Source organism: Paenibacillus sp. B46(2026) (assembly GCF_056786355.1).
The window spans coordinates 5,542,602-5,563,927 of the sequence record NZ_CM165907.1 but is presented as its reverse complement, the minus strand read 5'-3'; the positions used below and the strand labels follow the sequence as shown (position 1 = coordinate 5,563,927).

Annotated in this window: 20 protein-coding genes and 2 pseudogenes; 15 read left to right on the top strand and 7 right to left on the bottom strand. The window is 45.4% G+C overall.

Features of this window, described 5'->3' with window-relative positions; all coding sequences use genetic code 11:
• Positions 1-33 precede the first annotated feature (33 nt).
• The 6 genes and pseudogenes from AC1S8V_RS24700 to AC1S8V_RS24675 all read left to right on the top strand — a co-directional run bounded on the left by AC1S8V_RS24700 (position 34) and on the right by AC1S8V_RS24675 (position 7,694).
• A pseudogene (locus tag AC1S8V_RS24700) lies at positions 34-989 on the top strand (IS30 family transposase).
• A gap of 411 nt (positions 990-1,400) precedes the next feature.
• Positions 1,401-2,639, top strand: coding sequence for an S-layer homology domain-containing protein (locus tag AC1S8V_RS24695; protein ID WP_482071155.1), 1,239 nt, complete (start codon positions 1,401-1,403; stop codon positions 2,637-2,639).
• A gap of 44 nt (positions 2,640-2,683) precedes the next feature.
• Entirely contained in the window at positions 2,684-6,019 is a 3,336-nt protein-coding gene (locus AC1S8V_RS24690; protein ID WP_482071154.1) for a DUF5704 domain-containing protein, read from the top strand.
• Positions 6,020-6,194: 175 nt separating this feature from the next.
• Complete coding sequence (locus tag AC1S8V_RS24685) at positions 6,195-6,482, top strand: hypothetical protein (RefSeq protein WP_482071153.1); 288 nt, start codon at positions 6,195-6,197, stop codon at positions 6,480-6,482.
• Between the two features lie 21 nt (positions 6,483-6,503).
• Entirely contained in the window at positions 6,504-7,535 is a 1,032-nt protein-coding gene (locus AC1S8V_RS24680; RefSeq protein ID WP_482071152.1) for a lipase family protein, read from the top strand.
• A gap of 21 nt (positions 7,536-7,556) precedes the next feature.
• Positions 7,557-7,694 carry a hypothetical protein gene (locus AC1S8V_RS24675; RefSeq protein ID WP_482071151.1) on the top strand — a complete coding sequence of 46 codons (138 nt, stop codon included), beginning with the start codon at positions 7,557-7,559 and terminating at the stop codon, positions 7,692-7,694.
• Between the two features lie 768 nt (positions 7,695-8,462).
• Here the strand turns inward: AC1S8V_RS24675 and AC1S8V_RS24670 are convergent.
• Both AC1S8V_RS24670 and AC1S8V_RS24665 read right to left on the bottom strand, forming a co-directional pair.
• Positions 8,463-8,654, bottom strand: coding sequence for a hypothetical protein (locus AC1S8V_RS24670; RefSeq protein WP_482071150.1), 192 nt, complete (start codon positions 8,652-8,654; stop codon positions 8,463-8,465).
• Between the two features lie 256 nt (positions 8,655-8,910).
• Positions 8,911-9,231, bottom strand: a complete 321-nt coding sequence (locus tag AC1S8V_RS24665; protein WP_482071149.1) for a winged helix-turn-helix transcriptional regulator — start codon at positions 9,229-9,231, stop codon at positions 8,911-8,913.
• Between the two features lie 415 nt (positions 9,232-9,646).
• Here AC1S8V_RS24665 and zwf point away from each other — a divergent pair, with 415 nt between their 5' ends.
• From zwf to yunB, 4 genes and pseudogenes are all read left to right on the top strand, one after another.
• Positions 9,647-11,101, top strand: a complete 1,455-nt coding sequence (zwf, locus tag AC1S8V_RS24660; RefSeq protein WP_482071148.1) for a glucose-6-phosphate dehydrogenase — start codon at positions 9,647-9,649, stop codon at positions 11,099-11,101.
• Positions 11,102-11,676: 575 nt separating this feature from the next.
• On the top strand, positions 11,677-12,570 hold the full coding sequence (gene gnd / locus AC1S8V_RS24655) for a phosphogluconate dehydrogenase (NAD(+)-dependent, decarboxylating) (RefSeq protein WP_169480654.1): 894 nt from the start codon (positions 11,677-11,679) through the stop codon (positions 12,568-12,570).
• A gap of 99 nt (positions 12,571-12,669) precedes the next feature.
• Positions 12,670-12,984 (top strand): annotated as a pseudogene (locus tag AC1S8V_RS24650) (transaldolase family protein); the annotation flags it as partial.
• 249 nt (positions 12,985-13,233) lie between these two features.
• On the top strand, positions 13,234-14,109 hold the full coding sequence (yunB, locus tag AC1S8V_RS24645) for a sporulation protein YunB (protein WP_482071147.1): 876 nt from the start codon (positions 13,234-13,236) through the stop codon (positions 14,107-14,109).
• A gap of 177 nt (positions 14,110-14,286) precedes the next feature.
• Here the strand turns inward: yunB and AC1S8V_RS24640 are convergent, their stop codons facing one another.
• On the bottom strand, positions 14,287-15,357 hold the full coding sequence (locus AC1S8V_RS24640; protein ID WP_482071146.1) for a M23 family metallopeptidase: 1,071 nt from the start codon (positions 15,355-15,357) through the stop codon (positions 14,287-14,289).
• 239 nt (positions 15,358-15,596) lie between these two features.
• On the opposite strand from AC1S8V_RS24640, the gene lipA reads away from it, so the two are divergent.
• Together lipA and AC1S8V_RS24630 are read left to right on the top strand one after the other, a co-directional pair.
• The gene (gene lipA / locus AC1S8V_RS24635) at positions 15,597-16,496 is read left to right on the top strand and encodes a lipoyl synthase (protein WP_482071145.1); all 900 of its coding nucleotides are present in this window, start codon (positions 15,597-15,599) and stop codon (positions 16,494-16,496) included.
• A 14-nt stretch (positions 16,497-16,510) separates the two neighbouring features.
• Positions 16,511-16,918: a YutD family protein gene (locus tag AC1S8V_RS24630; protein WP_482071144.1), complete on the top strand. Its 408-nt coding sequence runs from the start codon at positions 16,511-16,513 to the stop codon at positions 16,916-16,918.
• Positions 16,919-16,944: 26 nt separating this feature from the next.
• Here the strand turns inward: AC1S8V_RS24630 and AC1S8V_RS24625 are convergent, their stop codons facing one another.
• Entirely contained in the window at positions 16,945-17,748 is an 804-nt protein-coding gene (locus AC1S8V_RS24625) for an NAD kinase (protein ID WP_036673293.1), read from the bottom strand.
• Between the two features lie 104 nt (positions 17,749-17,852).
• Positions 17,853-19,106, bottom strand: coding sequence for a sporulation integral membrane protein YlbJ (ylbJ, locus tag AC1S8V_RS24620; RefSeq protein ID WP_482071143.1), 1,254 nt, complete (start codon positions 19,104-19,106; stop codon positions 17,853-17,855).
• Between the two features lie 152 nt (positions 19,107-19,258).
• On the opposite strand from ylbJ, the gene AC1S8V_RS24615 reads away from it, so the two are divergent.
• The 3 genes from AC1S8V_RS24615 (at position 19,259) to AC1S8V_RS24605 (ending at position 20,820) form a co-directional block, all read left to right on the top strand.
• Entirely contained in the window at positions 19,259-19,423 is a 165-nt protein-coding gene (locus AC1S8V_RS24615) for a hypothetical protein (protein ID WP_433747030.1), read from the top strand.
• A gap of 244 nt (positions 19,424-19,667) precedes the next feature.
• On the top strand, positions 19,668-20,045 hold the full coding sequence (locus AC1S8V_RS24610) for a globin domain-containing protein (RefSeq protein WP_482071142.1): 378 nt from the start codon (positions 19,668-19,670) through the stop codon (positions 20,043-20,045).
• 43 nt (positions 20,046-20,088) lie between these two features.
• Positions 20,089-20,820: a DUF2225 domain-containing protein gene (locus AC1S8V_RS24605; RefSeq protein WP_145325061.1), complete on the top strand. Its 732-nt coding sequence runs from the start codon at positions 20,089-20,091 to the stop codon at positions 20,818-20,820.
• 12 nt (positions 20,821-20,832) lie between these two features.
• Here the strand turns inward: AC1S8V_RS24605 and AC1S8V_RS24600 are convergent, their stop codons facing one another.
• A complete protein-coding gene (locus AC1S8V_RS24600) occupies positions 20,833-21,066 on the bottom strand; it encodes a hypothetical protein (protein ID WP_062837999.1) in 234 nt (77 codons plus the stop codon).
• Positions 21,063-21,233 (bottom strand): YycC family protein, encoded by a 171-nt coding sequence (locus tag AC1S8V_RS24595; protein ID WP_105409906.1) that lies wholly within the window; start codon positions 21,231-21,233, stop codon positions 21,063-21,065. The genes AC1S8V_RS24600 and AC1S8V_RS24595 overlap by 4 nt, the downstream gene beginning before the upstream one ends.
• Positions 21,234-21,326: the final 93 nt, after the last annotated feature.

Below are 21,326 nucleotides of genomic sequence, written 5' to 3'. Positions count from 1 at the left end.
CCACACCAGCATTCACACAAGGAGAATCAGTCCATGAGTTATTCACATCTTAGCATAATCGAACGCAGCAAGCTAGAAATCCTCCACAGACAAGGCAAAAGTTCAAGAGCTATTGCAAAAGAGCTGGGAAGGCACTCATCCACGATTTGCCGTGAACTAGATCGTGTTAATTCATCGCGTCCCTATCAGGCAAAATACGCTCAGAACGCTTATGAGGAGCGTCGTAAAGCCTCTGTTTCTTCAGGTAAATGGTCAGACAGCTTGGCTGCTTCACTGGAGGAAAAACTGGAGGCAACGTGGTCTCCAGAACAGATCACTCAGCGCTTCCGTATCGAAGGCCGGCGTGCAGTCTCCTTCAAAACCATCTATCGCTGGATCTACGCTGGGCGCTTGGTTCGAGGTGTATTACAGGTTCTTCGGCACAAGGGGAAGCGCCAGAAACCGGCAGAAACTCGCGGTAAATTCGCTGTCGGCAGATCCATTTCAGATCGTCCCAAAGAGGTTCGTTCCCGCGAAACGTTTGGACACTGGGAACTGGATACCGTCGTATCGGGTCGTGGGAAAAGTAAAGGCTGCGTAGCCACGTTGATTGAACGTAAAACACGCCTGTATACCGCTGTTCTCATGCCAGACCGTACCGCTTTGTCGATGGAGATTGCGCTCGGTGTAGCGATCTCACAGTACCCTACAGGGACCTTCCTTACAGCTACAGCTGATCGAGGAAAGGAGTTTGCATGCTATGCCAATCTAGAAACGACCCATAACCTGCACATTTATTTTGCTGATCCGTATTCGTCTTGGCAACGCGGTTCCAACGAGAATGCAAACGGGTTGCTTCGAGAATTTTCCCTAAAGGTACCGATCTCGCTCAAGTGGAGGATAAAGCTCTCGCCCGTTCACTCGATCTAATGAATCACAGACCACGAAAATGCTTGGGTTGGAGAACCGCTCACGAATCCTTCACAGAGGAACTGTCGCACTTGGTTTGACAATCCGTCAAATATAAAACATTAAAATTAAAGTATAGAATCAAAACTAAGAAACCTTTGAATGGTGTTTAAAAGCCATTTAAAGGTTTTTTCATTATTGTGATGAGCCTAAGTTGTGAGAAAAGATGAGGGAGAGAGTAGCAAGTACAATACGTAAAGCATTGGGTAATCTAAGTAAGGTAAGAAACATTATCCCTGGATTCAGGGGGATATATACAAGCAGAAATAAGTCTTAATACCTATGAATAGGCATCGCGTTATGGTAAAATATTCATGGAACTTTAATGGGATATATTGCTTAGTGAACTATTTTATTTAAATAAGTCCTATATATTTGATGATAGCAAAATTTAGATTCAAGAAAAATGTACATAGGCATAAAGGTTCCACAGAAAAAAATAAAAATGGAGTGTGAAAGAATTGAAAAAAGTAACACAACTCATATTAAGCGGTGCATTGGTAATTGGAATGTTCCCTTTCACCGGAAACACCAGTCAAGCAGCAGTTACCTCATTTAAAGATGTGCCTACAAGCCATTGGGCGAAAGCATCCATCGATGCAGCTGTAGAAAAAGGCTACTTCAAAGGATTTAGTGATGGCACATTTAAGCCTGGCTCCACCGTCACGCGCGCAGAATTTGCAGCGTTGCTGGCACGAGTCGCGAAAGGGACTCCAGAGACGGAGCAAGGTAACGTGTTTAAGGATTTGACCGGTCACTGGAGTGAAACAGAAGTGAATCGTGCAGTATCTCTTGGATTTATTAACGTAAAGGATTATCCAAACGGCTTTAAGCCGAGTACGATAATTACTCGTGAAGAGATGGCCAAGTGGATTAGTTCCGGATTAGCAGCTGCTGACAAGGACTTCGAACAAGCTTTGGAGGATACCAAGACATCTTTAATTCCTGTAAAAGAAGCATTTTCTCCAGGGATCTCTCAAAGTAAAGCACCTTATATAGCAGTAGCGATCGGAACAGGTGTAATGACGGGATATCCGGATAAATCATTTGGCTTAACTAAAGCCACTACGCGTGCAGAAGCTTCGGTAATTCTATTGAGAATAGCCAATATGGAAGGTAAGAAGGCATCATCGTTCGAAGCACTAAATGAAATCAGATCTGTGGGGGTAGCGAAATCTAATTTTAAAGAAATTACTCCATTTGAATTTACAACTGGTCGTGATTTTTCAGATGCAAGCGAGAAGAAAGTGACATTTAGCAATAAAAGTGGGAGTCTAGTTCTCCATCGCACCATAGCTGTTGATCCTACAGAATGGAATAATAAGAGAGGAGTATATGCCCCCTTCTTTTTCTCAGAGTCATATAAAGAATGGTATCAGTCTTATCCAAAGAAATTAATAGCTGTATTTCAAGAGGTTACTATTTACCCGAATAAAAAAGGATTCAATCTCGATGACTATCGACAAGGTTTGAGTAATTCATTTTTTGGGTCTGCTCTGAAAGAAGACTTGGCTGAAAAATTTGGTTATACAACTTTGCCAAAGTCCAACGCTGAGAACTTTTTTGCGAAATATTCATCGACTAATGGAGTAAGAATATGGATTGTGAAGTGGTATGATGAGGGCTATAAAGGACTTGTGGCAGGATTCAAGACAGATGATGGTTCAGGTGTACAGATATATGGAAGATAGTAGAGAGGGTAATTATGAAAAAAAAAATCTGGAATATAATTTTAATGATCACTTTCATAACAGGGATTCTCCCTCTCGTGGCGGCACAAGCTAGTGACTATCATTTTCGTAACGGTTATCCAGAAGACCTTGAAAAATTGGTCCCCACTGATGCTCAAGGTAGATCAAGAGGGAAACAAAAGATTAAAGTAACTGTTAATGGATATAAAGACCCCAATCCTAAGGTGATATGGACACAGGGTGATGGAGAAATTTGGTCCGCAACAGGTGAATCTTCAAATAGTCGGGTTACTACAACAACACATTGGAATGAGAATAGAACTCGTGGATATCCAGTCAGAGAGAGGTTTATTGATAAGATAGATGCTACAGTATACGCGCCGGACTCTTTGGAAGATATAAATGGAAATACATTTGACAGAAGGTATATTGATGATCTCGGAGTAAAGAATGTTGATTATTTGGGAGGAGATAACTATACACCCGGAAATGCTAAACCCGGATATACATTCGGAGATAAGCATATCGAAATCAACGTATTAACAGGGTATCCACATGAGTTAAATGAAGAACGAGATTATGGTACTAGACCTGACGGCAAAAAAAAATGGCAAGTAGCATATTGGACTCCGTTGCATATTGATTATATAGCTCATGTTTACGAAACAAAAGAGATTCGGGTTAACTCGGATAACACGTTGCAGGAGGGAGAAACGGTTCAGCTTGCTGCAGAAGTGCGCGAGATTGACTATCAAGGGAATACAACAGACTGGGTAAATGTCTCAACTCGTGAACAAACCGAGTGGAAGACAGATAAAGAGGGTGTTGCAACAGTAAATTCCAACGGAGTAGTGAAGGCAGAAGGCAGAGGGACTGCAAAAATTACTGCTCTTTGGAAAAAAGGGCCGTACTATATTTGGGAAAACGTCACGATAACCGTAGGGGAAGATAACGAGATTCCAGAAGAACCTGTAACTGCATGCTCACAGCCCCAACCCGGACGGACATTAGAAGGCCAGATTATGGATCCAGTCGTTACAGCTATGATTAGGGCAGATCAACGGGGCAGTGAACCTTTTGATGTTCTCAAGGGGATTCCCACCTCTGAAAGCCTCTATGGTAACGTATTTAGTCGAGATTATTTGTTTGAACATACCTTTGTACAGATGACAGGCACATGTACATATCAGTTTGATGTTGAGAAAATATGGACCCTGAAGTGGGATCCGAAGAAGACTGAGAAAGATGCGGAGGGCAATGAGAGGGAAGTTCCAGATCCACAGGAAGCGGAAGAAACGGTTACCAAGCAATATACTGTTGAACGTCCATACGCTTATTGGACGATTGATACGTTAAGTGTATACAGCATCGATGAGGCGACGCTAATCAATTATGCTTTTGGATCTGGACAAATCACGTTGCAGCCCGAAGGGTATGTTCCTCCAGATTTTAAGGCGGAAACGACGGGCTATTATTATCCGCCACCCAATCCAGTCAAAGTCACAGCTCCGCCTGGCACAGAAACGGGAGGAAAGGATCGACCCTCCCCGCCCGATGAAGATCTACAGAGTGTGGCTGAGGATGCAGTCCCTGATGTAGAGGTAGAGAATGATGCCTTTTACTTTAATGGAGGGACGGTTATGGATCCGCAGCGGTCCCCTGAATCCGGCCCGCAGCCCGGCGAAATTCCAGATCCCGTGCAGATTGATGAGAATGTATTATATAGTCCCTATAACTATATTCCAATCAGTAAGGCGAACAAACAAGATACCATCAGCGAGGGTACCATTCGTTATATCTTAATGGATAACAGTGTGAATGGAGGCGATGACCAAGAGTTCGATATCAATGGTATCAACACCGTCACCGTCCATACCCCAGTCGTGAACTACTCGCTCGTTTCGGATGATCAGCCACATAACCAGAAAACGGTGCCGAACATGAGTCGGTCCGCGCTCATTTTGGAGCGACCATTCACGGTTCGCATCCCGACCAACGGACAGCATCTGGATGCGGGATCCTATCCCGGATATGGCGATCGGGATTACGCTAAATATTATCGGATCAAACAAGTGCGGTTTCCTTTTGACGTGTACAGTGCTGACCGAACGCAATTTTATCCACGAAATACATGGATTGATGTTCAGGTACCGGTACTGGATACGACCTTCTATCTGCCTGTGTGGGTGGATGAAGGAGACTACCAGGTGGAATTCCGGAATATCGCTGAAAATGCCCCATCGCATTTTAGTACCGAGCCGGAGATTGACGCCCAGCCCGCTGCCAACACAGATCTGTACTACCACGCCGCTTCGGACGAAGTATCTGTGGAGGTCATTGGGAGACTATATGATTTTGAGATTACCGATATCGCCGATTATAATTGGGAGCTGGTCTTCCGCCGTTTCAAAAATAGCCTTGCGCCGACCTGGATCACTTACTGGACCGGCACGCAGGATATTGACGGAGATAAGCGGGGGAACAAACCGCAGTTTACCGTCCCGATTCGCCCAGGCAGTCACCCACTGCAAGGGTATCAGAATGTGGCGGTGAAAACGGGATACCACTTCAAGTTTGACTTTAAAACGAAAGGCAACATGTTTGGCCCACGAGACGGCATTCGTCTCACGCCAACCTTTGATTTTGTGAGTAAGGATGGCCGTACGCGTGTGCCCGTGGATCTGTATTACTCCACCAACCAACGGAACTTTATTCGCATCGGTTCGACAGAAGACCAAGTGAAGCGGTTTGTGATTTTAAATGATCGGTTGCGCCAAGTCCCGTCCGAGCAACTACGAGATACAGCGACGTACAAATACAACCGATATGGTGAAATCCACCCGGGGATGATGAGTGAACGAGCGTATCAAGAGTACTATCGAGACAAGTTCACGAAAATGAAAACACCCGTAGGTGGGTATAGCCTCCTCTTGATGCCAGAACAGTTGCGGACATTTATCGGTCCGAAAACGAATATTCCAACGACCGCCAGTGCAGATGTCCTGCGTGCGAATGCAGCCATTCAACAATGGTACGGGGAATACAGTCTACCTGCTGAGCCCTATGTGGTGCAAGCGGGAACAAACTTGGCTGAGTATGGACGTACGCATGGCGGACTGGATGCTAAATCGCCGATCTTCTTGAAGGATGGGTATATCGTGGTGAACTTCAACTTTGAGTCCATTCGAGAGGGAAATCTGGCGGCACCGCATCTGCAGTATATCCATGCCCCACTGATGAATCAATGGTTACTAGAAGGATTCCAGCGTGAGGTAGAGGATAGCTACGGAAACAGCTTTACATTGCGGGATGGAGACGTGGTCTTCTACCATGCGGATCGCTCCAGCCGGGATGATTTCAGTGCGCAGGTACCGCATTAAAGAAAACGCAAGTTAGTTTTATTGATTAGATCCTGATAGAAGAAATCCTTTTACCAGAGGATTTCTTCTATCTATTTACAAATAGATCATAAAGTGAGGGATGGTTGTGTCCCGGATGATAAAAATAATTACATTTACCATAATGATAGTTTTCATTTTAGGAGGGTGTTCAAGAGTGGATACAAAAGATAAAGATCAAGAAATTATAGATCGTTCGGAGGCCATTGCCATTCAGTATTTGAAGGATACTTATGACCTCGATGTGAAAATTGCTAGGAAACAAATGCAACCTAAAATGGCAATGAGTTGGGTTACTTTTTATGGCTATGTTTCTCAACATGAAGAACAATCCTTTAATGTTTCCATTAATTATGAGGAAAACCGAACGGAGTCATTTAGTTTTAGCCCAGAATTAGAAGAAGTTTTGTTAAACGAAGGTTACGATCCATACAAATTGGAATGACAATGAAAGGTGGACGTTTTAATGAATAAAGAGAGTTCAAATAATAGAGAAATTACTGATCTTGTTTATAAGAAGATGTCACAAGAAGCGTATAAGGATTATGAAACTGGTAAGAAAATAGGCGTTCTCCCTGGTTGGGAAGTACTAGATCAAAAACATAATTCATCTGGCATGGATGTAGTGACCTTTTACAACCCAGATACGAAACAAGCGGTCATTGCTTTCCGAGGAACGGAAGGCTCCAGCACTTGGGATAGAAAAGCACCTGATTTAAAAGCAGATGTTCTCAATATTGGTCTTCCTGAAACAGGGGCTACGATTGCTAGAAAAATTGATCCTTTGTCTGAAGCTGGGAAAGAAAATGTGCAGGGTATTGAAGATACCTTAGGGATTACATGGCTCAATAACTTGTTTGGGGATACAGGCAAAAGTATAGATAAAGAGTTTGGACCTGATAATCAGTTATACGAAGCAGAAGATTACGTGAAAGAGATGCAAAGTAAGTATCCCGATGCAGACTTTACACTTACGGGGCATTCATTAGGCGGGGCGAATGCACAATATGCAGCGGTGTATACAGGACTGGATGCAGTCACGTTTAGTGCGCCTACCGTCGTGGCATCGTTAACACCAGAAATGTGTAGGAAAGCAGAAGAAGGTGCTTTCGATCGTCAGGTGACCAACTTCATTCATCCTGGGGATTTCATTGCAAGCGGCATGCTCGGAGGATATGAGAGGCACGTGAGCTCAACTCTCGTGATTGATCAAAATTATGACGATTTTAATGCCAGTTACGGTGCTGTGGACAAAATAAAGGATACACTGGATGGTCCTGGATATCACGATATGAAGCATTATAGCTTCGATGACGATGGATATATCGATAATACATTGTATGATGAAATTACGGGAGAACAAGTGAGTTACTCTCCCCGAAACCTTCGGATCATAAATTACTGGATCATGCACGTGAAGCATGGGATACCCTATCCAAAGGTTTCAAATCTGTGGTTAACGTTGTTGGTGGATACTCGGCAGGAACCATCGAGTTAACGCCAGAGGAACTGAAGGAGATTGCAGGGAAAATGGAGTCGCCAAGCACAGGATATGAGCCGTACCTTCGAGCGAATCCAACGGAACTTTTTTGAGTACACCGAGAGCAGTCACAGTCAGCGGCTTGTGCCGATTGTATGGGATCTTCAGAAGTATTAAGCAGTAGATGAATGGCATCTGGAACATAACATACCACTGATCTTGTAGATTATATTCAGAACAAGGCGGATCTATTTATCCAGGCCGATAGTGGAACAGTAGCTTAACGAACATGGGTAGAAAGGCAGGAAGATGTAATGAGTGGAAGCAGTATACCCATGGACTTGGATCAGTTATTACAGGCAGAACAAGAGTTGGATCTTATCCTTAGCGAATTGAGAGAAAATGAGAGAGAAGCACGTGTATTGTATGGGAAGTTGAACACCTGGAAGGGACAATCAGCCGATAAACTTCGAATCAAGGTGGAAGTGTTCTTTTATCAGTGGATACTCGGACACAGTTACTCCTCAAACAAAAACAGGAAATGTTAGATGCGATCAAGAGAATAAAGGATGCGGATGGAAGCTATTGAATGAATATTGAGATTTTATTTTTTATTTTACATAAAAATTTGTTTTAATCTTGAAATAATGATCTAATCCAAAATAATAAGTAATTATTATGAATATCTAAAGATACCACCTCACGTAATAGTGAGGTGGCATTTTTTTGTGCTACGTTTGTTGCGTCTACAACTCCGAAAAATCAATAGACCCGGTGCCTTCATCCAATTATCTTCGAGAACGTTTCCAGATAATAATAATCCCTTTGACGATAATCAACAGAAAGAGGGCGAAAATGAAACGCTTTCTCATTTAGCGTATTAACGTCATTTGAGACACTTGGAGAAGAGAATGCAATGGATTGAAGAGCATTTCAAATATGTGATCAGATTAGGAGCAGATGGTGGCAGATGTTCACATGTCCAAATCGTATGCTTCCCGCATTTTTCATCAAGAGACAGGTAGCAGCATAACGGACTACGTCACAGCCCGAAGGTCGAAGCAAGCCTACTGCTCCTTGAGATAACAACACTTTCGGTGGAGGATTGGCAGACGCGCCGGTTTCCAAATGGACCATATTCCATCCAGTTATTTCGCAAATCTGCCAGGACGACCCCGCTGCAGTATCAGCAACAATTTGAACGGTGCAGTAAGCTTTATTTTGGATTGTGAAAAATAGCGTTATTACGTCTCTATACAATTAGTATTCACCGTTTGAATTTAAAAATCCCGGATGCGGATTGCACTAGCCAGTTGCTAAATGCGATACTCCACCTCCGGGATTGCACGGCGTTACCTTCAAGCTAAATAAACAATAATGATTCCTCAAAATGTTACAGCCACTTATCAGCCCAACGTTCCACGGCGCTTAGCGCTCTCCCCAGTTCCGTGCCTTTTCGTGACAACATATATTCAGTTCGAACTGGACGTTCCGTAACTACATGGCGAACCACAAGTCCTTCTTCCTCCAATTCCTTCATTCGCTCATTTAACACACGTTTGCTCAAGTCAGGGATATAAGCGTGAATCTCACTGAAGCGTTTGGGCTCCTCCACCAATGCATGGATAATGAGGGCTACCCATTTTCGGCCAATGATCTGATAAGATTGTTCCACTTTTGTGCATATTTGCTTGGCATTCTCATCATCGCTCATGATTGTACTCCTTTGATTTAGTATTGCTTGTAATATCATTAGTATACTTATTGTAACCTACTTGTCCACAGGCCATATGTGTAAAATGTCACATTCCAATTGTTCTTAATGTTACCACATAAAGCGTTATCATCAAATAAAAACCCTATAAACACTGGAGTTCACAGGTTCGACATGATTATTGACGAATTGTGACGACAGGTGTAATATGGGTAACGTTAATTCAAATGGTTACAATTTATAACCTAAACACAGGTTGTGGAGAGAAGGAATGTTCCATGGTTGAATTCAGGTGCGTTATATAAACGGAGGCAAGGCGGGGACCACCCCCACTTATTCCGTCTTTTGTCATGCTTGGATTTGAACATTTTGCAACATCATATACTATACTGCACAGATCACAGGAGGCACTCCAATGGATGCAATGACATTTGTCCTGTTCGGGGCAACTGGCGATTTAGCCAAACGCAAGATTTACCCTGCATTATATAACTTGTACATGGATCAGAAAATGCCGAAATCCTTCTCCGTTATCGGATTGGGACGACGTGAATTGTCGGATACGGACTTCCAGGCGAATGTTGAAAAGTCACTGCATGAATTCTCACGTCAGACGCCGGAAGAAGCATCTCAAGTTCGTGATTTCATTGGAGCTTTCCGCTATTGTTCTTTAAATAATACAAAGCTTGAAGATTACACCAAACTGTTGGAGTTGGTTCAACAGCGTGAACAAGAGCTTAACATTCCCGAAAATCGCATGTTCTACATGTCGGTGGCCCCGGAATTCTTTGAGCCAATCGCATTAAACATTCAAGAAAGTGGCCTGGGTAACACCAAAGGCTGGAAGAAACTGATTATCGAAAAACCTTTCGGACACGACCTGCAATCGGCTCGTGATCTGAACGAAAAACTGAGCAATACCTTTGCGGAAGAAGAGATCTATCGCATTGACCATTTCCTCGGTAAACCGATGGTTCAAAATATTGAGACGCTCACCTATGCAAATCCGGTGATTCAAGCGTTGTGGTCTAACCGTTATATTGCCAATGTACAGATTACGGCAAGTGAGACGGTGGGTGTTGAAGAACGTGCCGCGTATTACGACCAAAGCGGTGCCCTTCGTGACATGTTCCAAAATCATATGCTTCAGTTGCTGATGATGATCGGTTTGCATCTGCCTAAACGTTGTACACCGGAAGAAATTCAATTTAAAAAGCAAAAAATTGCTGAAGCGCTTCGTCCTTTGACGAAAGAAAATATCACTTCTGAAGTTGTTCGTGCGCAATATGCAGCAGGTGAGCTACAAGGTACTTCGGTTGTTGGATATCTGGACGAGCCTGGCATCCCAGTCGGATCTCAGAATGAGACGTATGTTGCCGCGAGACTGCGGATCGATGATCCATTCTGGAGCGAGGTTCCGTTCTACATCCGTACAGGTAAACGCCTGGCTGAGAAATCCACCCGAATCGTTGTTGAATTCAAGGCTCCGTTGAAGACGGGACATGAATCCGAAAATACAACGGAACCGAACCTGCTTACGATTGAAATTGGTCCGGGAGAAAGCATCTCGTTTCAATTAAATGCGAAGAATCCATTGAACCATGGTGAAGTGGAGCCGATGCATATGACATTCAACTCAGGTAAACGTAACATCCCTGAAGCGTATGAGAATCTGATCTTTGACGCGATGCGTGGAGATTCCACCTTCTTCGCTCACTGGAATGAAGTGGAGTTGGCATGGAAATGGGTGCAACCGATTCAGGAAGCATTCGAAGCGGGCAGTGTGCCACTGGATACGTACAGCGCAGGTTCACATGGACCTGAGTCAGGAGATCGCCTGACAGCAGAAGACGGTTATCGTTGGTGGTAAGTGAAACGAAAGAGTGAGCACAAGAGAACACAATAGTAAAGACAACAGTACAATCCGTTCTACTCACAAATAAACATTTTGCACAATCCAAATTGCGTCTTCCAAGTCAGCAGGATATAGAACGGAATGTTTTATTCCCCTAGAGCTTGTACTCAGAAGCGAGTTGGATCGAAGGTGTAAATTGCTGATATAACACAGTATCTATTACGAATTATACCGTTCCAATTTTGCATAAGCCCTTCCGGTTATGTGGGCGGAAGGCCGTGAAAATTTTTGAATATAGATTAGCGGACGCACTGAGTTTTTTGCCTAAGTAGCGACGTAGTGTAGGGGACGGAATCGATTCTGTAGAAGCAAAGCTAAAAGCTTTCTGAAAGAAAGCTACTTCGTAAGCATACACTTCGCCTTTGTATCCAAATTTCATCAATTTAAAGGTTGATGAAAAGAAATTTGGATACAACAGCGATCGAAAGAACGAGCCGTAACCGGAACGGTTGCTGCGAAACGGGAATGTAGTCTGGCGCTCTGCAACAAAGATGAAATTTAAACATTGTTCATAACAGGAGGATTTTGAAATGAAACTTGGACTTGTCGGATTAGGAAAAATGGGATTGAACCTGGGTAGAAACCTGATTGATCACAAACACGAAGTGGTTGCTTTTGACCTGAACGCTGAAGCAGTAAAAGAAATGAAAGAATACGGCGCTGAAGGCGTATCTTCTTACGCAGAGATGGTAGCTTCGCTCGAATCTCCACGTGTACTGTGGATCATGGTTCCTCACAACGTGGTAGACGCTGTACTGGCTGAAGTGAGCCCATTGTTGTCCAAAGGCGACATCATTATTGAAGCGGGTAACTCCCACTACAAAGAATCCATCCGTCGTTACGAAGAGATGAAGCCTAAAGGCATTCACTACATGGATGCAGGTACATCTGGCGGTATGGAAGGCGCACGTAATGGAGCATGTTATATGATCGGTGGAGACCCGGAAGCTTGGGCAATTGTTGAACCGGCATTCAAAGATACTTCCGTGGAGAACGGCTACCTGTATGCAGGTAAAGCGGGCAGCGGTCACTTCCTCAAAATGGTTCACAATGGTATCGAGTACGGCATGATGGCATCCATCGGTGAAGGTTTTGACGTATTGGAGAAAAGCGGTTTTGACTTCGACTTCGAACAAGTGGCTCGCGTATGGAACAACGGATCCGTTATCCGCTCTTGGTTGATGGAACTTACAGAACGTGCCTTCTCCAAAGATGCAAACCTGGATGAAATTAAAGGTGTAATGCACTCTTCCGGCGAAGGACGTTGGACGGTAGAAACGGCATTTGACCTTCAAACCGCTACACCAGTTATCGCTTTGTCCTTGCTGATGCGTTACCGTTCCCTGGAGACAGATACATTCACAGGTAAAGTGGTAGCAGCACTGCGTAACGAATTTGGCGGTCACGCTGTAGAGAAAAATTAATTCTATATATAACTGTTAACATATGATGAACATCGGGTAATGACTTATATCGTGTTTACGAATTCATCAAGTGGAGGGAACATATCATGAAATTTTTCCTCCGCAGCACAGGGCCTGATGGCGGCGAAAGCCGGTGCAACCTACATCAGTCCATTCGTTGGTCGCCTGGATGATATTGCGGTGGATGGTATGAAACTGATTCGTGATCTGCGTCTTATTCTGGACATGTATGATCTGCCTTCCGAGATTATCGCAGCAAGCATTCGCAATATCAAACATGTCGAAGATGCAGCCCTTTCCGGTGCGCATATTGCCACCATTCCGGGTTCGCTTCTGCCGACACTTTGGAAACACCCACTGACGGACAGCGGTATCAAACGTTTCCTGAAAGACTGGGAATCTGTTCCGAAATAAAGTGGTAGACATGCCCGATTCTTTGGGTGTCTGAACATAAAGCCTTTCGCCTTGTGGAGTAATCTGCAAGCGGAAGGTTTTTTTATCTTTGTTTTCGTATGCTCCAATTAGTTAATGGTGACTGCTTGTCTCTTTAATGTTGTTATTACTTTCTGTCCAGTGTCCACGTACTGTCCTTCTTTTTCGGGACAACAGTGCATAAGGTTAACATATAGCCTATAGCTCATCCCGCAGGGGAGGGACACTTCGATGATGAGAAGAAAATGGCGAAGCCGGAGACGTCGTAAGCCGCCAAGCGGTAAACGAAAAATGTGGGTGATTATTTTATTGGTGACAGCGTTTTGTTTAATGCATGGCTTTGCCTATGTGGACAAAAAAATGAAGCCGCCGATCATGCATCTGGCCAAGATCAGAGTAAAGCAGATTGCAACCGAAGCAATCAACAAGGCGATTACAGCACAGGTGGCAGATGGTAAAACCAATGAAGGGCTGATTGACTGGAAGACGGATACCGCCGGGAAAGTGTCCGGTTTCATGCTGAACTACAATGAGCATATGCGAATCACCGCAAGTACGATGAATATCGTGCAATCCACGCTTCAGAATGTACACATGTTAAAAGAAAAGATCCCGTTGGGGCAGGCGCTGGGTAGTCCGGTGATGGCTTCATTTGGTCCAAGTATACCGGTTCGTATTGAGCCTCAGGGCGCTGTCAAAGTAGACCTGAATACCCGTCAGCAGAACGCGGGTATTAACATGATTTTGGTGGAAGTGTACATTCACATTATTGCTGAGGTTGCAGTAGTGGTTCCCTTCGATATGGAGCCTGAAACGGTCGATACGGAAATCCCGATCTCTTATCTTCTGGTTGTGGGCGATGTGCCAATGTATTATTACGATAATCAGGGCAAGCCGGTAGGCAGTAACGGTAGTCAGGCCCCAGCTATTGCGCTGCCATCGGGGCATACGGGTGTATCAAGCGGGAATGGAGTGACTACGAATCCCCCTAGCCAGAACCAGCAACAGGCGCCAACAGACAATGTACATGGGAACGAGCTTGAATTGGAGCCGGATCTGCCAGATATCAATGGGGGATTGCAACCTAATAAGGATGCGCAGCCGTGATACACACAAATACCCAGTACAAAGCGAAGAAAGGGGCCTCCTATTGAAGAGGTCCCTTTTTCGAATGCTTATCGTACTCCAAGCCGAAGAGAATCGACTCAATCCCGCGAATTTACAGGCTGGGTCAAGACATGAGGTGTACTCCAATTTGCTTCCACGTACTGGCATATCCTCGTCTCACTTCTTTTTCGTGTTCTTCTGTTTGCGTTCTTCTTGTTCCCAATGTTTCAGCTGTGGATAAGGATCGAACGACCATTCGTGCAGCCCGCTGTCCCGGTAGATCCCATAGTGCAGATGCGGAGGGAATTTGCCCTGTGTCCCAGGTTTCCCATAACCCGAACTGCCAACCCAACCCACAACCTGACCGGGAATAACGACTTCACCGATACGTGTACTTTTGTCAAAACCCGAGAGGTGGGCGTAGTAGTGATAATGGTTGTTCAAATCCCGGATACCGATGCGCCAGCCGCCAAACGGATTCCAGCCTTTGATTTCCACGACCCCATAACAGGTGCTACGAACAGGCAGGCCATGTGGAGCGAAGATATCCGTTCCCTCATGAATGCGATAGCCGCCCCAGCTTCGTTTCGTACCCCAGGTGCTGCGGTAGGAGTAGTTGGTTCCGAGCGGCACGGGAAAGGCATGTCCAAACAGATCCAGATTGTCAAAATGCTCATATAACTTCGCGAATTGCTGTATCCGTTGCACAGCACGGGAGTTATGATAATATTCCCACAAGGCAATGTTGAAGTCCTCTTGTCTGTTCCCGTAACGCTGAATAACAGAAGCCATGCTGTACAGCACATCCTGATCATTGTTGGCATCTGCCAGGCCATCCCCGGAACCGTCACGTCCATATCCATTGAAAAAAAGAATGGAGTTCGGATGTTGATCCGTCTCATCAGGGTTAAGCCAACCTCTCCATGCTGGAGAGGTCATGAAGATGCCTGTAAGTCGCTCTTCATGCTTGCGATCCTTCGGGTGTGCACGAGTAATCGTTCGTTCATACTGATCAATTGCGGCCAGCCTGTACCAGGGAATCTGAGTCATCTGACCGATGCTCTCATATAAATGACGACGAGCAGCGAAAATTTCTGCGGGCTTTAGCTCAGCTGCCTGTGGTTTGGGAGCGGCCTGGGCGGGTTCACTGTAAACGTCAACAGGCAAGAATGGGAGAAGCAGAGTACCTGCAAGTAATGTTTTGATCCAAAAGCGGTACGTGTGCCTGAAGGTCAAGCGTTGTTGCACTGGGAAGCAGCCCCTTTCCATTAGAATGATACAAGGTACCCGATGAACCAAGCTAAAGGTTAGCGTTCTTCAAAAGTTCTCATTTTATCCATGTAAGCATTGGGTATGAATCGATGAATAGAAATTGTCCGGACCAGGCTTGAATACACTAGATGTGACAAATGGGAGTTTTTCCAGTGCTTTCATGGTATAATATGTTCCGAGAACAGCCTAACTTCAGTAGAAAGAAGGTTTATGCATTGGCTAAACGTGTTAAAGAACCGAAGCCGGATTGGATTCGGATCAAATTGACAACCGGCGATAACTATCAGGAAATGAAAACGATGATGCGTTCCAAAACGCTGCATACGGTATGTGAGGAAGCACGGTGTCCGAACATTTATGAATGCTGGGCCAATCGAACGGCCACTTTTATGATTTTGGGCGACATTTGCACAAGGGCATGCCGTTTTTGCGCGGTGAATACAGGCTTGCCAACGGAGCTTGACTTGCAGGAACCAGAACGTGTGGCGGAAGCAGCAGAGCAGATGAATCTGCAACACTGCGTAATTACAAGTGTAGCCCGTGACGACCTGAAGGACGGGGGAGCTACGATCTTTGCAGAGACGGTAAAGGCCGTACGACGACGCTTGCCATTGTGCAGCGTTGAAGTACTTATTCCAGACTTTCTGGGCGATCGGGAATCTTTGCAGATTGTAATGGATGCCAAACCGGACATTCTGAATCATAATATTGAGACAGTAGAGCGGTTGTCAGACAAAGTGCGCGCCAAGGCGAAATATAAACGCTCATTGGAATTGCTTGCTCGTGCCAAAGAGATGCAACCTGACATCCCAACGAAATCAAGCATTATGCTTGGCGTAGGTGAGGAATATAATGAAATTTTATCAACGATGGATGATCTTCGTGCGGTGAACTGCGATATTATGACGATTGGTCAATATTTGCAGCCATCGGAGAAACATCTGTATGTTGAAAAGTATTATCCGCCAGAGGAGTTCGCTGCATTGAAACAGGAAGGATTGAAACGTGGATTCAGCCATGTCGAATCCGGCCCGATGGTTCGCAGCTCCTACCATGCGCATGAACAGGTGAAATCGGCTACCAAACATGCTGAACAGGCGGCAACACACGCGTGATGGAGGATACCGGATTGGAAGAAGAAAAAATCACAGAACAGATTCAGGAGCAACTTCAGGAACAGATCCAGGAGACGGTTCAGGAATCGGTTGAGGAAAAGCCCAAAGAACCGGTCATTGTACAGATCGGCGGCAAGAATTATGAAATCGTTCAGAACCATAAAGAGGGCTGGAATCCAGAAGTTTTCCGTGATCGTTACAGTGAAGTGCTGGAGCGTTATGATTATATTATCGGGGACTGGGGATATAGCCAGTTACGGTTGAAGGGTTTTTACCGTGATAACCATCCGAAAGCCACAAAGGATTCCACGATCGCCAGTATGGTGGATTATATCAATGAATATTGTAACTTTGGCTGTGCGTATTTTGTGCTTCAGAAGAGCAAAGATCAACCTCAAGCCAAAGCAAAAAGCGGTTCCTGAGAAGGACCGCTTTTTTGGTGTGTATGTTAGTCCAGAAATGCCGTGCGGACCCGATTCCAGAATGGATAAGGACGGAAACGTGCGAAACTGACCTTGTGACTCGATACCTGACAACGCACAGATATTAGATCCTCCACCATCACGTTCACATGATCAATCGTCATCAATAACCGCTGATCCTTGCGGGAAAAAATATCACAATGATGATGCTTGGGCAAAATAACCGGTGAACCGAGTGTACGATAGACCCGGTTATTAATCGAAGCAATCTCCGCAATCTGAATGGCCTCAATGGTTGGATGCACCATGGCACCGCCAAGAGCTTTGTTGTATGCCGTACTGCCTGATGGCGTGGATACACAGATTCCATCCCCACGGAACATTTCAAAAGTCACATCGTTAATATCGACCTGGGCCACGACGGTACCGTCCACACCTTTTAACGTAAATTCATTAAGTGCAATGTAAGAGGAATTCCCCGACTTTTTCCGAATCTCAAGCTCCAGGAGTGGATATTGTACAATGCGTGGTTTGAGACGCTCCGGATCTCCTTTGCCACTCATCAGTCTAACTAATTCACGTAATTCTTCCTTCTTCCAATCGGCGTAAAAGCCGAGATGGCCCGTATGAACCCCAACAAAAGCAATATCCGGAATGCGGTCGATGAAATTGTGAAATGCTTGCAGCATCGTACCATCGCCCCCGATGGAGATGACGATCTCCGGCGATTCTGCATCCAGCTTGAACCCTTCTTCCTTCGCCAGCGCATGAAACTGCTGACTGAGATCAATCGATAACTGGTCTCCGCGGTCTTGAACATAGTATCTCAAGATGAAAGCTCCTTTGTGGTCATTATACTACCGATGATAATCAATTCCGCGGAAGAACACAACGTTTGTATGCATATTCAGTTAAATATAGATCAAAGGTGGACTTATTTTTTGGCATGTCGTCTAGGCTTGAGAATGGAACTTAATATCGCCAAGAATAGCAACAAAACGATGAGACTTACAAAAACAATCATTCCGGAGAAGAAGATCAGCCCCCAGTCCGGTGTATATGTCGATAACGTTGGGATGAAGCCGGGCTCCATGAGTACAGGTGAAGAGGAATGCCCCATCATGGGTGTCCACAAGAGCAAGACTAGCACAGGTGCGATTAGCGCATGAATAGCTCTGGCAAACAGAAAGGGCCCATATCTCATCGGTGTGTTGCTAAGAACACTCATAATCTGGGCATGGACGGATAATCCACCCCAGGAGAGAACAAAGGCTGCTGCCGCTACTTTATATACGAGTGGAATGGAGGTGCTGACACCTCCAGCCTCCTTGGCCCCCAGTGTGACTTCAAATAGCCCCCCGACCAGGCTAGGGGATAAGGATGGGGGCAATCCGATCTGCCGTAGCCATTGCTCTGTAATCCCGTACAATCCGCCAAGCCAACCGGTCTGCACAAACAATTCCATCATGACGGAGAAGAATACAACTAGCCCCCCTACGATAATAATAAGGCGAAGGGACGAGGAGACTGCGTGGCGCAACAGTTCACCAAATGCCCGTCCGTCAGCCTTTCTTGCTTCATGCATCGTATAGATGGCGCGGGTCAGTCTGTTTCGATGTCTCTCCTCCGATGGGGATGCAGGAGAGGCGCCTGGCTGTGAGCTTTTCGTTGTGCCCCCATGGAAACGCATGAGCACACCCACCAGAAAAGCCGCAGCGTAATGGCTTGCAACCAATAATGGAGCAATGGCAACGTTGTGGAAGAAACCAACGGATACTGCTCCAATCATGAAGATTGGATCGGAGGATGTGGTGAAGGCTACGAGACGCTCTCCTTCTTCCCGGGTAACCAGCTTTTGTTCCCATAATTGGGCGGTCAGTTTAGCCCCTGTGGGATAACCGGATGCACAGCTCACAGCAAATACAAAACCACCGCTTCCGGGTACTCGAAACAATGGACGCATCAGTGGATTCAGTAATGTACCGAGAAAATGAACAATTCCAAAACCGAGCAGCAGCTCGGACAGCACCAGAAAAGGAAAAAGGGAGGGAAACAAGACGTCCCACCAGATGGACAGTCCGCGTACGCCTGCATGCCAGGTTTCCGCTGGAAACAGGACCATCAACACACAAAGGATCAGAAGAGCGAGTGTGACCAGGACATGGGTGATTCGTTGTGGAGCAGCCATGAATTCTTCTCCTTTATTTTTGGAATGGTCGGTGTGCGGCAGTCAGTGGCGCTTTTGCCATCAATATATGAAAAAAAGCGGACAAACAGTACAAAAATATACGTAGAAAGCGCTTGCAAAAGTGGCTGTGTTTTTGAGTGATGTGTGCTAAAATGAGAAAAACGCCTGAACGTCACCTAATTGTCTCCAAGGTGAAATTCAATTCGGATGGAGTGATGATCATGAGTCTTGTCACCGGAATCCTGGTCTGTGCTTTTGTATATGTGATACGTGCCTCGCTTGTACGCTCTGAGGAAGAGGACTGGCGGAGTTATTAATGGAATATCTAGTGCGCCAACCCATACGGTTGGCGCTTTTTTTGTGTAATGTGCTGAAGAAGGTCCTATATACAGATAGCCGGTCATGCATCCTGATGATTTCATGTTATATAGGACTTTTCGGTTTTTTTTGATAGAATGGAGATAAGGGCTTTTGTAGCCTGGATATTGTTACTGTTTTCACAATGTTCACGGAACGTGTAATATATGGCAAAATTCGACATCAGAAAGGGGAATCAGACGAATGAATCCCAGTTTGAGTATTTATGAAAATCTTGGCGGTGAGAAAGGTGTTCGCGCATTGGTTGAAGCTTTCTATCCGATCGTTCAGCAGAATGAGCAACTGGCTCCACTTTTCCCGGAAGATATTCAGCCGGTCATGGACAAGCAGTATATGTTTTTGTCTCAGTTTTTTGGAGGACCAGGACTGTTTTCCGAAGCGTTTGGACATCCAATGATGCGTGCCCGTCATATGCACTTTGAAGTAACGGTTGAACGGGCTGAGGCTTGGCTTGCATGTATGAATCAAGCGTTAACACAGATCGGTGTGGAGGAGCCCTTGCATTCGTTTATCCTGCAGCGTTTATCCGGGCCTGCACATCATTTTGTGAATACACCATAGTTCCGAATATGATTATAAGCGTACGGGAGAGGGATGGAAGCGAGTGGAATTAGAGCCGCTGTATAAGGTGAAAGTGACGTGTCATTATTGCGAAACCGAGTATGACACCTCACGGGTAAGACCGAGCTTGAAAAGACCCTACCGAACGGATTCCGATTTTTGTGCTTACTACAAGCTGGAGAATCCGGATTTTTATGTGGTTCGCATCTGTCCGCAGTGCGGGTTTGCCTCCACGGAGAACGCAACGGAGCATTTGAATGATGCTCAGCGCAAGGCTTTTAAGGAACAGATCGGTAATCGCTGGGTGAAACGTGATTATAGTGGAGCGCGGACATTGGACCAAGCCTTGGCTACGTACAAGCTTGCCTTGCTGTGCGCTCAGGTTATCCAGGAGAAAGACCGTGTTGTCGCTGGCCTGCTGCATCATATTGCCTGGCTGTATCGTTATATGGAGGATCATGCACAGGAACATCGTTTTCTTGAATTTAGCCTTGAGGCTTATGTCAAGGTGTTCGAACGTGAAGGAACGGGTGGCAATGAAGCCAAACTGTTGTATCTGCTCGGGGAATTGAACCGCAGGGTAGGCCGGTTCAATGAAGCAGTGCAGTGGTTCGGCAAGGTCATTCATGACAAGCGGATCACAGATGCGGCTATGATTCGTGCTTCAAGAGAACAATGGGCCGTGCTACGCGAACAGATGATTTCAGGCAAGCTGGAACTCCCAGAAGAGATGCTGGAAGCAGAGAAAGAGGCTACGAAACGTAGCCCCCTTTAGGTTGATCTTACATTAGTTACGGACAGGACGACTGGATAACAAATAGTCACTGTCATTGTCGATCACGGTCATGCTGGCATTACAGCAGGGGAAGACCAGTAATTTCTTTTTTCCTTCGCGAATGAGCACAAGCTCTTTCGGTTTAAGGGGGAGCAGCACATTGCTTGCATGACAGTAAGGGCATTGCTGTACATAGATATCTCCCATGACAATATCGTAAGGCCAGCTGTTCTCAAATGGAATCATTCCTGTTCGCCTTCTGTTGCGGCAGGTTTGGATGCTTCTTGTTTGGCGAGTTCCGCAATCTTCTGCATCAGGATATGTTGGGGCATGTGCATCAGGTGCTCCAAAGGTACGCCCAAGGATTCTGCTAATTTGACGGCTGTATCAGCCGATACTTGTAAAGGTTTCATACGTTTACCTCCTGAAAGTTACTATAAATTAATGTTCAAAAAGTCTGGTTTTCAGTACCGAGAAGATGGAATGAAGATAGAAATGGAGTAGCG

Excerpts from the sequence above, each read along its gene's own strand:
- AC1S8V_RS24690 (WP_482071154.1), top strand. The coding sequence starts at position 2,684 with ATGATCACTTTCATAACAGGGATTCTCCCTCTCGTGGCGGCACAAGCT.
- AC1S8V_RS24680 (WP_482071152.1), top strand. The coding sequence starts at position 6,504 with ATGAATAAAGAGAGTTCAAATAATAGAGAAATTACTGATCTTGTTTAT.
- AC1S8V_RS24670 (WP_482071150.1), bottom strand. The coding sequence starts at position 8,654 with ATGGTCCATTTGGAAACCGGCGCGTCTGCCAATCCTCCACCGAAAGTG.
- AC1S8V_RS24665 (WP_482071149.1), bottom strand. The coding sequence starts at position 9,231 with ATGAGCGATGATGAGAATGCCAAGCAAATATGCACAAAAGTGGAACAA.
- zwf (WP_482071148.1), top strand. The coding sequence starts at position 9,647 with ATGGATGCAATGACATTTGTCCTGTTCGGGGCAACTGGCGATTTAGCC.
- gnd (WP_169480654.1), top strand. The coding sequence starts at position 11,677 with ATGAAACTTGGACTTGTCGGATTAGGAAAAATGGGATTGAACCTGGGT.
- yunB (WP_482071147.1), top strand. The coding sequence starts at position 13,234 with ATGATGAGAAGAAAATGGCGAAGCCGGAGACGTCGTAAGCCGCCAAGC.
- ylbJ (WP_482071143.1), bottom strand. The coding sequence starts at position 19,106 with ATGGCTGCTCCACAACGAATCACCCATGTCCTGGTCACACTCGCTCTT.
- AC1S8V_RS24615 (WP_433747030.1), top strand. The coding sequence starts at position 19,259 with ATGAGAAAAACGCCTGAACGTCACCTAATTGTCTCCAAGGTGAAATTC.
- AC1S8V_RS24610 (WP_482071142.1), top strand. The coding sequence starts at position 19,668 with ATGAATCCCAGTTTGAGTATTTATGAAAATCTTGGCGGTGAGAAAGGT.
- AC1S8V_RS24600 (WP_062837999.1), bottom strand. The coding sequence starts at position 21,066 with ATGATTCCATTTGAGAACAGCTGGCCTTACGATATTGTCATGGGAGAT.
- AC1S8V_RS24595 (WP_105409906.1), bottom strand. The coding sequence starts at position 21,233 with ATGAAACCTTTACAAGTATCGGCTGATACAGCCGTCAAATTAGCAGAA.